Annotated in this window: 10 protein-coding genes; 3 read left to right on the top strand and 7 right to left on the bottom strand. The window is 74.7% G+C overall.

Translation table 11 applies throughout. From position 1 onward, the window contains the following. Positions 1–502, bottom strand: a 502-nt coding sequence (locus BI06_RS47190; RefSeq protein ID WP_149030593.1) for an MFS transporter, incomplete at its 3' end; no start/stop codon positions are given. 39 nt (positions 503–541) lie between these two features. Next, positions 542–1,924: an NAD(P)-binding domain-containing protein gene (locus BI06_RS35985; RefSeq protein WP_043475355.1), complete on the bottom strand. Its 1,383-nt coding sequence runs from the start codon at positions 1,922–1,924 to the stop codon at positions 542–544. A 127-nt stretch (positions 1,925–2,051) separates the two neighbouring features. Between BI06_RS35985 and BI06_RS35980 the strand changes: the two genes are divergently transcribed. Beyond that, positions 2,052–2,405: a helix-turn-helix transcriptional regulator gene (locus BI06_RS35980; protein ID WP_043475354.1), complete on the top strand. Its 354-nt coding sequence runs from the start codon at positions 2,052–2,054 to the stop codon at positions 2,403–2,405. A 59-nt stretch (positions 2,406–2,464) separates the two neighbouring features. Continuing rightward, entirely contained in the window at positions 2,465–2,938 is a 474-nt protein-coding gene (locus BI06_RS35975; protein WP_051742652.1) for a GNAT family N-acetyltransferase, read from the top strand. Between the two features lie 274 nt (positions 2,939–3,212). On the opposite strand, the gene BI06_RS35970 is transcribed toward BI06_RS35975, so the two are convergent. From BI06_RS35970 to BI06_RS35960, 4 genes are all read right to left on the bottom strand, one after another. Further along, positions 3,213–4,001, bottom strand: coding sequence for a sulfite exporter TauE/SafE family protein (locus BI06_RS35970; protein ID WP_043475351.1), 789 nt, complete (start codon positions 3,999–4,001; stop codon positions 3,213–3,215). Positions 4,002–4,076: 75 nt separating this feature from the next. Continuing rightward, the gene (locus BI06_RS51685; protein ID WP_157855389.1) at positions 4,077–4,226 is read right to left on the bottom strand and encodes a hypothetical protein; all 150 of its coding nucleotides are present in this window, start codon (positions 4,224–4,226) and stop codon (positions 4,077–4,079) included. A 43-nt stretch (positions 4,227–4,269) separates the two neighbouring features. Then, positions 4,270–5,025, bottom strand: a complete 756-nt coding sequence (locus BI06_RS35965) for an aquaporin (RefSeq protein ID WP_043475349.1) — start codon at positions 5,023–5,025, stop codon at positions 4,270–4,272. A 109-nt stretch (positions 5,026–5,134) separates the two neighbouring features. After that, complete coding sequence (locus BI06_RS35960; RefSeq protein ID WP_078880449.1) at positions 5,135–5,491, bottom strand: winged helix-turn-helix domain-containing protein; 357 nt, start codon at positions 5,489–5,491, stop codon at positions 5,135–5,137. Positions 5,492–5,648: 157 nt separating this feature from the next. Between BI06_RS35960 and BI06_RS35955 the strand changes: the two genes are divergently transcribed. Beyond that, positions 5,649–6,080 carry an arsenate reductase ArsC gene (locus BI06_RS35955; protein WP_043475348.1) on the top strand — a complete coding sequence of 144 codons (432 nt, stop codon included), beginning with the start codon at positions 5,649–5,651 and terminating at the stop codon, positions 6,078–6,080. Positions 6,081–6,354: 274 nt separating this feature from the next. On the opposite strand, the gene BI06_RS51680 is transcribed toward BI06_RS35955, so the two are convergent. Next, positions 6,355–10,875 carry a hypothetical protein gene (locus tag BI06_RS51680; protein ID WP_158516501.1) on the bottom strand — a complete coding sequence of 1,507 codons (4,521 nt, stop codon included), beginning with the start codon at positions 10,873–10,875 and terminating at the stop codon, positions 6,355–6,357. Positions 10,876–10,990 lie beyond the last annotated feature (115 nt).

Raw genomic sequence — 10,990 nt, 5'->3', positions numbered from 1 at the left:
CCAGGGCGAGGCCGGCGCCGCGCCGCTCCTCGGGGACGGCGCCCGCCGCGACGGCGGCCAGGGTGCCGTCGGTGGCGGCGTAGAAGAGTCCGTGCAGGAGCAGGACCGCGGCGGCCAGCGGGAGGCCGCCGCCGGGGCGAGCGAGCAGCAGTCCGTAGCCGGTGAGCAGTGCCGCGTGCCCGAGCACGAACGCGCGCCGACGTCCGATCCGGTCGGCGAGCGCGCCGAGCGGGACGGCGAGCAGCAGGTACACGGCGGCGGTGCCGAGCGGCAGCAGCGGGAACCAGCCCGCGGGGAGGTGGAGGCGGCCCTGCAGCAGCAGGTAGAGGAAGGAGTCGCTGACGGTGGCGAGTCCGAGCAGGGCGGCGCAGGCGGTGGTCCGGCGCAGGGCGGGCAGACGGAGCAGCGCGCCCAGCCGCAGGCGCGGTCCGCGGGCCTGCGGGGCGGGGCCGCGGCCGGGGACGAGGAGGACCAGGACGAGCACACCGACGACCCGGGACACCGCCGACGGGGGCCGGGCCGCAGGGGGTCGGTCGGGGTGTCAGCAACCGCCAGGGGTGGAGCAGGAGCCGCCGGCGGGGTCGTTGCCGACACCGAGGGTGATGAGCCGGGGTGCGGCGGAGACGGAGCAGCAGCCCGCGTCGGTGCTTTCGGCCGGGGTGGGCCGGTCGTAGAGGCCGGCGCCGCCGCAGACGCCGGTTTCGGGAAGGGTGAGTTCGACGCGGGCTGCGGCCTCCAGGTCGCCTGCGACGTGTGCAGCCACCGAGCGGACCTGCTCGTAGCCGGTCATGGCGAGGAAGGTGGGGGCACGGCCGTACGACTTCATGCCGACGAGGTAGACGTCCTTCTCCGGGTGGGAGAGCTCGTTCGCGCCGTGGGGGTAGACAGTGCCGCAGGAGTGCTGGTTGGGGTCGATCAGCGGGGCCAGCGCGGTCGGGGCCTGGAGCCGGTCGTCCAGGCCGAGCCGCAGCTCGGTGAGGTAGGACAGGTCGGGGCGCAGGCCGGTCAGGACGATGACCTCGTCCAGGCCGTCGGTGCGGGTGCCGTCCTCGGCGACGAGGGCGAGCTTGTCGCCGGTGCGCTCGACGGTGGCGGTGCGGAAGCCGGTGAGCGCGTCGGCGTAGCCGTTGTCGACGGCGGCCTTGGCGGCGAGGCCGAGCGCACCGCGGGCGGGGAGCTGGTCGGCGGTACCGCCGCCGTAGGTGGAGCCGGTGATGCCGCGGCGCAGGACCCACACGGCGTGGGTGCCGCTCTCCTGCTCGGCGAGGTCTGCCAGGGAGGCGAGGGTGGTGAAGGCGGAGGCGCCGGTGCCGACGACAGCGGTGCGCTTCCCGGCGTACCGGGCGCGGACGGCAGGGTCCCTGAGGTCGGGCACACGGTAGGAGATGCGGTCGGCGTTGGCGCGCTCGCCGAGGGCGGGCAGGCCGTTGGCGCCGAGCGGGTTGGGGGTGGAGAAGGTGCCGGAGGCGTCGATGACGGCGGCGACGAGCAGGCGCTCCTCGCTCCCGTCGGCGTGGGCGACGTGGACGGTGAAGGGCTGCTGGTCGCGGTCGGCGTCGACGATGCGATCGCGTCCGGCGCGGGCCACGCCGGTGACACGGGTGTCGTAGCGGACGCGGTCGCCAAGGGTCTCGGCGAGGGGCTGGAGGTAGAGGGCGACCCAGTCGCCGCCGGTCGGACAGGCGGCGGGGTCGGGGTGGGTCCAGCCGGTGGGGGCGAGCAGCTTCTCGGCGGCGGGGTCGACGACCTCGGCCCAGGGGGAGAACAGTCGCACATGGGACCAGGAGCGCACGGCGGTGGCGGCGGTGGGACCGGATTCCAGGACGAGTGGCTCCAGGCCCCGCTCCAGGAGGTGGGCGGCGGCGGCCAGGCCGATCGGGCCGGCGCCGATGACGAGGACGGGCAAGCCGGTGTCGGAGGTCATGGCGGTTTCTCCCCTTCGCATCGGGTGGGCGGCAGCACGGTCCGCCCGCCCTTTTGATTCGACAGTTGTCGATATGGTTGCGCCTTCGACCTTGCCACCCGACATTGACGAGTGTCAACATAGACATATGTCGAATCTGGAGTTGACGGTTCTGGAGCCCGAGACCGTGCCGTGCCGCCCGCCACTCACCTCGGCCGAGCTGTCGGTCGAGGACTCGGTGCGGATGGCGGCGATGTTCAAGGCGCTCGGCGACCCGGTGCGGCTGCGGCTGTTCTCCAAGGTCGCCTCGCACCCGGGCGGGGAGGCGTGCGTGTGCGACATCCAGGACGTCGGGGTCTCCCAGCCGACCGTCTCCCACCACCTGAAGAAGCTCCGCGAGGCGGGGCTGCTGACCTCCGAGCGCCGGGGCACCTGGGTGTACTACAAGGTCGCCCCCTCCGTACTGGCCGGCATGTCCGCCCTGCTCGACCTGACCCGCTGACCGCCCGCACCCCGAAGGAGCGATCGCCGGTGACCGGCCCGGACTTCACCCTCGCCCCCATGCTGGCCGAGCACGCCGATGAGGTGTTGGCCGTCTACCGGGCCGGGATCGAGGAGGGCAACGCCACCTTCGAGGCCGCCGCCCCCGCCTGGGCGGCGTTCGACGCCGCCCGCCTCCCCGGCCACCGCCACGTCGCCCTCGACCCGGGCGGCCGGGTGCTCGGGTGGGCGGCGGTCAGCGCGGTCTCGGCCCGGCCCGCGTACGCGGGGGTGGTCGAGCACTCCGTCTACGTCCACCCCGACGCCCGCGGCCGGGGCGTCGCCCGCGCCCTTCTTCAGGCGCTGGTGGCCTCGACCGAGGCGGCCGGGATCTGGACGATCCAGTCCGGGGTGTTCCCGGAGAACACCGCGAGCCTGGCCCTGCACGCGAAGGCGGGCTTCCGCGTGATCGGCACCCGTGCGCGGATCGCCCGCCACCACGGGGTGTGGCGCGACGTGGTGCTGATCGAGCGCCGCAGCCCCACCGTGGAGTGACCCGCCTCCCCCGACGGGCCTGCAACCGGTACCGGGGTACAGGTCCACCGTCGCGCTCGGCGTCTGCGGCTTCGTCCCCACCGTGCAGGAGGACGCCGACTCGGGCGGATCCTCGCCGCCGACGGCGGGGTGTTCGTCGCCGGGTCGCCGGCCCGGGGCACCGCCGTGGACGGGTACCGGCACGACCGCTACGACGTCCCCGGTGCACCGGTGCACCGAGGCGCCTGGCCGGCGGCCGCTGAGATCGCGCACGGCCCGCGCGGCCGCCGACCTCTCAACGGGCCGCTTGGAGGGCGTAGAGCGCGCCGAGGGCGGTGGCGAGGGAGCCGAGCAACAGTCGGAGGGCGGTTTCGGGCAGGTGGGACTGGAGGCGGGCGCCGAGGTAGCCGCCGGTCAGGCCGCCGAGGCCGCAGGCCAGGCCCAGCGGCCAGTCGGGGGCGATGTCGCCGGTGGTGGTCAGGGCCAGCAGCGCGTAGGTGCCGGCCCCGACGACGGAGGTCACGAAGGTGGTGGCCAGCGCGGCGGGTGCCACGGTGGCGACCGGGACACCGCGGCCGGCCAGGACGGGGCCGATCAGAGAGCCCCCGCCGATCCCGTAGATCCCCCCGACGACACCGACGGCCAGCGCGAGCGCTGTCGTGCTCCGGGCCGTCGGCGACGGCCCTACCGCGGCCCGGTACGGGCCAGGGCGCAGGGTACGCGCGCACAGCCACATGCCGAGCGGCAGCAGCAGGGCCGCGACCAGCAGGCGGAAGACGGCCGGGCCGGGGACGGCGAACACCCGGATGACGGCGCCTGCGATCACGCCGGGAACGGTGCCCCCGATCAGTAGGCGGGTGAGCGGGCCGCCCAGGTGCCCGGTGCGGCGGTACCGCAGGAGCGCGCCGGGGCCCGCCACCACGTTGAACAGCAGGTTCGTCGGGGTCACGGCGGGGCTGGGCACGTTCAGGACACTGACTTGGACGGGCAGCAGGAACACCGCCCCCGAAACGCCGACCGGTGCGGTGACGGTCGAGATGCCCAGCCCGGCCGCGAAGCCGAGCAGGGTTGTCGGCCAGTCCACGCGGTGACCTCCTGCCGGTGCCGAGTGCGGCGGCCAGTATCGGCGCCGACGGGCCGGGCCGGGGCGGGTGTCCACCTACCGGACGCCCGGCCCCGGCCCGGCGGCCGGGCGCCCGGCGAAGCCGCCGGTGCCGCGGTAGCCGTCCGCGTGGAGCCGACGGCCCGTGAACCCGCCCCGGCCGGAGACGGCGGGGACGAAGAGGCGCTCCCAGCTGCCGGTAACCATGACCAGGGCTCGGCCAGGACCACCTGGGCGTGCCGGACCTCGCTCACCTCGCGGCGGCCGTTCGACGGCGGTGGTCGAAGACCAGCGCGACCAGCACCAGGCCGAGGACGCCTCCGGCGAGCTGGGCGCCGACGAAGCCGGGCACGGAGGTGGGGGCGATACCGGCGAAGGTGTCGGTGAAGGCCCGGCCGATGGTCACGGCGGGGTTGGCGAAGGAGGTGGAGGAGGTGAACCAGTAGGCCGCGCCGATGTAGGAGGCGACCGCGACGGGGGCGTACCGGAGCAGGTCGCGCTCGGCGAGGCCGAAGATCAGGAAGAGCAGTCCGGCGGTGGCGACGACCTCGCCGAGCAGCAGGTGTCCGGCCGAACGGTCGTGGCCGGACCAGGAGACGAGCGCGCGGCCGAACATCGCGTCCGCGATCACGGCCCCGCCGATCGCGCCCGCGGTCTGGGCGGCGGCATACGCGGCCACCTCGACCGGCCGCAGGCCCTTCGGGTCGCGGCGGCCGTTCCACCACTCGGCGAGGGTGACGGCGGGGTTGAAGTGCGCGCCGGAGACCGGGCCGAGCAGCAGGATCAGCACGCCGAGGCCGAAGACGGTGGCCAGGGAGTTGGCCAGCAGTTGGAGACCGACGTCGCGGGTGAGTTCGGTGGCCTGGATGCCGGATCCGACCACGACCGCGACCAGGGCGGCGGTGCCGACCAGCTCGGCCGCCACCCGGTTCGGCAGCGGGACGGCCGGGGGCTCGGGGGCCAGCGGCTCGGCGGTGTGGGGTCTGGCCTCGTCCGTGGCGTTCAACGCTGTGGAGCTCCTCGTGCGCGGGGCGGGGCAGGCCGCCCGGGTGGGGTGGGTCAGGTGGGGTGGGTCAGGTGGCGTGGGTCGGGTGGCGTGGGTCGGGTGGCGTGGGTCAGCAGGACCGCTTGAAGCCCGCCTCGGCGGTCAGGCGAGCGGCGGAGGCAAGGGCTGCGAAGTCGGCGGCCAGGCCGGTCAGGGCCTCGGGGCGGAGCGCGTAGTAGGTGAAGCGGCCGCAGGGCTCGGTGTCCACCAGTCCGGCCTCGCGCAGGATCTTCAGGTGGTTGGAGAGGTTGGTCTGCTTCGCGCCGGTCTCCTCGACCAGGTGCGTCGTGCACAGTGCCTCCCGGGAGAGCAGGGAGACGATCCGCATCCTCAGCGGGTCGGCCAGAGCCCTGAGGACCCGGGCCTGGTCGGGGGCCGTGCCGGTGGCCGGAGCCCCGCTTGCATCACTGTCGACTGACATCACCATAGGCTGATACGTTACCTGCGCCGGACCCGCCGAGCGAGCCCCGGTTCTCCTCCGGCCACCACCGGGGATGTCGCGCGCCTCGCCCCACGACCCTGCCCCCTCTCCCCGTTCGGGCCGGAGACCACGATGCCCCCGCACACTCGAAGGAAGACCCGCCATGACCGCCGCTCCTGCCGCCTCCGTGCTGTTCGTCTGCATCCACAACGCCGGTCGCTCCCAGATGGCCGCCGGGTTCCTGCGTCACCTCGCCGGTGACCGCGTGGAGGTCCGCTCCGCCGGCTCCGTCCCCGGCGACCGGATCAACCCCGCCGCCGTCGCCGCGATGGCGGAGCTTGGCATCGACATCGCCGACCAGAAGCCGAAGGTGCTCACCACCGAGGCCGTCCGGGCGTCCGACTACGTGATCACCATGGGCTGCGGCGACGCCTGCCCGTACTTCCCCGGCAAGAAGTACCTCGACTGGACGCTGGAGGACCCGGCCGGCCAGGGCGTCGAAGCCGTCCGCCCGATCCGCGACGAGATCAGGGCCCTGATCGAGAACCTGATCACCGAGATCGACGCCGAGACCGCCGCCGGCCGGGAGAGCTGACCGCCGTGACCGGGACCGCCACCGCCGGCCGACCTCACAGAGCGTCTCCGACGCACTGGGCCGCGTGGGCCGCCGACCTCCTCGCCCACCGGCACCCGGACCTGGTCGGCGAGCGACTGGACCTCGGCCGGCGCATCGATCGGTCAGCCGTCCACGGCGGGGCGGTAGCGAAGGTCCCGCGCTGTGGACGGTCCTGCGTACGACTCGGGGGCGGCACCGCCGTGGCCGCCAGTGAGGTGGTGGACGCGGGGGCGGTCGAAGGGCCGCGGTGGGCTCAGGCCCCCTCCTCTCCGGTCGCCCCGGTCGGGAGCGGGGCGAGCACGTCCGGGTCGAGGTCGAGCAGCACCGCGAGGTCCCGCAGGATGCGGCGAGCGCCGAAGTCGCCGTCCGTCCCGGCGAAGGTGGCGATCTCGGCGGAGAGGCGCCGGGCCACGCCGGGGAGCAGCGCGAGCGCGTTCGCCAGCACGCTGGCCTCGTCCCCGGCGAAGGAGTTGTGGTACGGGAGGGAGTAGGCCAGGTCGTCGTCGAGCATGGACTTGTACGCGGCCTCGTCGAAGGTCCAGCCGCGGAAGGCGAAGCGGTCCCGGGCGGCCACCATGACACCTGTGAACAGCTCGCCGACCCTGGCCTCCGTGGCGGCACCGGCGCCGGCAGCGGCCGACGTCGAGGAGGTCGCGGTCGAGGTCGAGGAGGTCGAGGTCGGGGCCGGATCCGAGGACGAGGACGAGGGCGAGGGCGACGTCGGGGCGGTGGCGGCGGCCGGTTCGGCGGGCCGGTCGGTCCGGGTCCGGAGCCGCAGGTCCTGGTAGCCGCTCCATTTGGGGTCGCCGACGCCCAGCCGCTCCGCCGGGGCCCGCGTGAACCGGGCGGCGGCCGCCGCGCCGAGCTCCGTCCCGCCGACCCAGCTGCCGCCCTGCGCCAGCAGAGCGTCGACCGCGTCCGCCACCCCCTGCTCCGAACGCCACTCCAGCAACCAGGAGTCCTTGTCCATCACCACGTCGAACCGCTCGCCGGGGTTGGCGTGCAGGTACTCGTCGTAGGTGACCGCGTGGTAGTCGACGGTGAGCACCGGGCCGTCCGGGCCCTCGACGGTCAGTCTGGTCACCCGGCCGGGTTCGGTCTCCGCCCGCACGACCGCGTGGCCGGGCGTCGCGTAGCCGCGCAGGCTGCGCTCCATCACGCCGACCACCTGGTCCAGGTGGGCCTTGCGGGTCACCGCGTCCAGGTTCTCCGGGTCGACACCGATGAGGGTCATCCGCGTCGCCCGGGTGGTGAAGAGCGGGTGCTCGATGTCCGCGTTCGCACCGAGGTAGAGCAGCGTGTCGCCCTGCGGCCCCTCGCCGGAGCGGGTCAGCCGGTTGAGCGCGACGAGGGTCTCGTACTTCGGGGTCATCGCGACCCCGGCGGCCCACCGGCCGAGCGCGCGGTCCTCGACCCAGGACGGGTGCTCACCGATCTCGGCAACCGTCTGCCCGGGCCTGGGGCCGTCTCCGAACAGGTAGTCGACCGTCTCCGCGCCGAGACCGTGACGGACGGCGTTGGCCCGCGCCTCCGCCGTGCCTCCGGTGCCCCCGTCGGGGTGGTCCGCCGGGGCCGCGGCGGCGGGTTCCGGCTCCGGGTGGTCGATGGTGACCACGGCCTGGCGGCGCTCCTCGGCGGTGAGGTGGGCCGGGTCCGTGCCCAGCGGGGCGAGCTGGCCGCGGGAGCGCGTGCGGACCTCGAAGTCCGCCGTCGTGAGCCGGGTGTCGTGTCCGCCCAGGTGCGTGGCGATCCGTTCGACGAGGAGATCGGCGAGCGCCTCGGCGCGCTCCTTGCCGACCTGCATGGCCCGGCCGAAGTGGGGCCGGCCGGCGACCGTTCCGTTGCCGTGGCCGGTGACCGTGATCCTCGGCAGCGGGAGCCCGGACTCCACGCGCCCGACCGCGGCGCGGACCACCTCGGCGGCCAGGGCGTCGGCACGGGCGAAGTGGGCGGCGTCGGGCTCGACGGCGCCTTCCGCGTAGCGGAACGGGTGCCCCTGGACGGCGGGCCCGGCGGCCGCCCAGGCGGGGGGCTGGACCGGGTGGGCAGGCTGGAGCGGGTGGACGGGCTGGACGGGCTGGGTGGGCTGCTGGCCGGACAGGTCGTGCTCACCGGTCGTCATCGGAGCGCGCGGGGCCACCTCGGCGGGTTCCGCCGGACCGGCGGGCGTCGGGCCCTCCGGTCCCGCGGAGGCACGGGCCCCCGAGGACCCGGCCGGGGACTCGGCGAACGTTCCGGCGGCGTGGCCGGTGACCCGGCCGGTGACCGCGCCGGTGCTGTCGGAGGCCGGCGCCCGCGGGGCCAGCCCGTCACCCCCCCAGGAGGGCTGCGCGTGCGCGGCCGTCTGCTGGGCGTACGCCTGGTACGCGAGGTTCCGCGAGTACTGCCGGAGCTGCGGCAGGTGGGGCAAGCCGTGCTGGACGAGGTCGTGGTACAGCTGCTCCGGCCCGGCGTGGTACTCGTCCGGTGCCGTCCTGAAGTACCGGTCGTAGCCGGACAGGTACGCCTCGACCTGCGGTCCCCCGCCGGAGTGGCGCACCACCTCGGCACGCACCGTCTCGTACTTGCTCCGCAGGTGCTGCACCCGGTCGGTGAAGAACCCGGCCCGGTCACGCGCCCCGGACACATCCGGCAGACCCAACTGGGCCCGGATGTCGTCCAGTTCACGAGTACCGAAGCCGCGTTCCTGGCCGTACACCTCAGCGGGCTTGCGCCACCAGGCATTCGGGTCCGGTGGCTGGTAGCCGCGGCCGTCCTGTGCGAAGCCGTCGACGTCGAACTGCTGCGCGTAACGGCCGGAGGCGGTGGGCGGCTCGGGAACGATCACACGCTCGTAGCCCGGTGCCAGACCGCCGCCCCGGGTCAGGCCGTTGCCGGAGTCGTGCCACTGCGCCATCCGGGCGGCACCGCCGGCGCCCGCCTCCTCCAGGTAGGAGACCCGGTGGCCGAGCAGTGCGACCGCCTCCAGGTTTCCGGAGCGGAAGCCGAGGTGGTCGAGCCGGTAGTGGCGGTGCAGGGCGTCGTACAGCAGGAACTGCCCGGTGCGGGTGTCACCGCCCCAGGAAGTGAGCTCCTCCCCCCTGCCCTTCCAGAAGCCGGTGATGTGGTGGACGGTGTCGGTGCCCAGGTCGGAGCGCATCTGCACGACGAGGTCGTCCCACTTGTCGCTCTTCGCGGGATTCGGGTGCGGGTCCCCGGTGATGATCACCGCGTCGTACTCGCGGCCGACGTCGCGCACGATCTGCCGGATGCCCTGGAAGCTGGTGTCGTGCTCCATCCGACTGCGCAGGTCGTCCCACCGGGTGGCCTTCCCGGTGAAGCGGGACCAGAGCACCAGGACCTTGCCGTCCTTCGGGGGCAGGTGGATCCCGCGCCCCTCCAGCCAGGAACCGATCCTCCCGTCGTGCGCGTCGGTCATGCCCCAGGCCTCGCGGACGGTGTTCCGCAACCCGTCCGAGAAGACCTGGCCGACGTACTCGGTGCCGTCCGTGACGCCCCAGATCTCCCCCTGCTGGTACATCTCGTCATAGCTCTTCTCGATCCCCCAGTCCTGCTGGGCGATCCGGGTGGCCTCTCCGTTCAGGGCCCGCCAGACGGTGCGCTTCTCCATCGAGGGGACGTCGACGAAGTGGATCCGGTCGGCGCCGATCCCGGTGGAGCGGTAGAACCGCGCGATCGCCCGGGACTTGTCCTGGACGGGGTCGTGGCCGGGAGTGCCGGGCTCCGGGCCGCGCGCGATCAGCACGTGCATGTTCGGGTCGTGCAGCAGCGAGACGGAGATGCCGAACTGGTCGCCGGAGGCGTAACCGGGCTGCATCAGAACCGAGTTGCGGGAGGTGTCGGGCTGGGCCGCGGATCCGCTGCCGCTCGCGGCGGCGGGGCTTCCGGCAGCCGCGCTTCCGGCGGCGTGGCCCCCGGCACCGGGGGCGGGAGCGGCAGACCCGGAGTGGCCCTGGCCGGCGTCGCTCGGCGAGGCGTGGGTGCGCGGCGCCACGGCGGACGAACCGGTGGGCCGCCCCCGGTGCAGCGGGTCGGAGACCGGGTCCGCCCAGCCGTGCGCACGGGAGTGCGCGGTCGCGGCGGCCCGGGCGGCCGCCCAGCTCGGGTGGTGCTCTCCGGCGGGGACCGGGGCGTCCAGGTCGCCCACCACGGCGGAGATGAGCCGGAGGTGGCGCTCGCGGAGACCGGCCTGCGGGAGGCCCCCGGGCGCCGGGCGGTGGTAGTCGCCCATCATGCTGCCCTCGACGGCGGGCCGGTGCGGGAGGTCCGGCGCCCGGTACTCGTCGCGAAGGCCCAGCTGATGGCCCAACTCGTGAGCGTAATCGACCGGTTCGGCATCCGGCCACCAGGAGCGCTGGTCCATGCCCCGGTCCCGGCCGACCAGGTCGACCGTCAGGTGGGCGTGCTCGCCGGGGCGCGCGGGCAGCACAGTGACGTGCAGCCGATCGCCCCCGGCCAGTCGGTGGCCGGGCCGGTTGAAATGCTCCTCGACGCCCTCGACGAGTCTGGTCCAGATCGAGGCGGTGTCGTGCCCCCGGCCGCCGTCCCGGAAGGCGATCCGGACCGTCAGGTCGGTGACCGGGGCGCCGGCGTACACGAACCGGCGGGCTTCGAATTCGGAGCGGACGACGAAACCCGGGGTGCGGTCCAGCACCATCCTGGGCGCCGGGGGGCGAGAGCGGTCACCGGGGGGCGCCCCGGTGGTGGGGGCCGTGGAGGCGGTGGGGCGCTCCGGGCCGGCAGCGGTGGAGGCGGTGGCCGAAGCGGTGGCCACCGTCGGCTCCGCCTCCGGCGCGGGGCCGTGCTCCGCGCGCGGACCGGGACCGGCCGCCGCGCGCACCGGCTCCGCGGGGGCGGACGCCTTGGCGGAGGCGGACGCGGGTTCGGCG

This window comes from Kitasatospora sp. MBT66, from assembly GCF_000710405.2.
Taxonomy (GTDB): Bacteria; Actinomycetota; Actinomycetes; order Streptomycetales; family Streptomycetaceae; genus Kitasatospora; species Kitasatospora purpeofusca.
The sequence above is the reverse complement of the archived record's forward strand: the minus strand, read 5'-3'. Positions and strand labels throughout refer to the sequence as shown.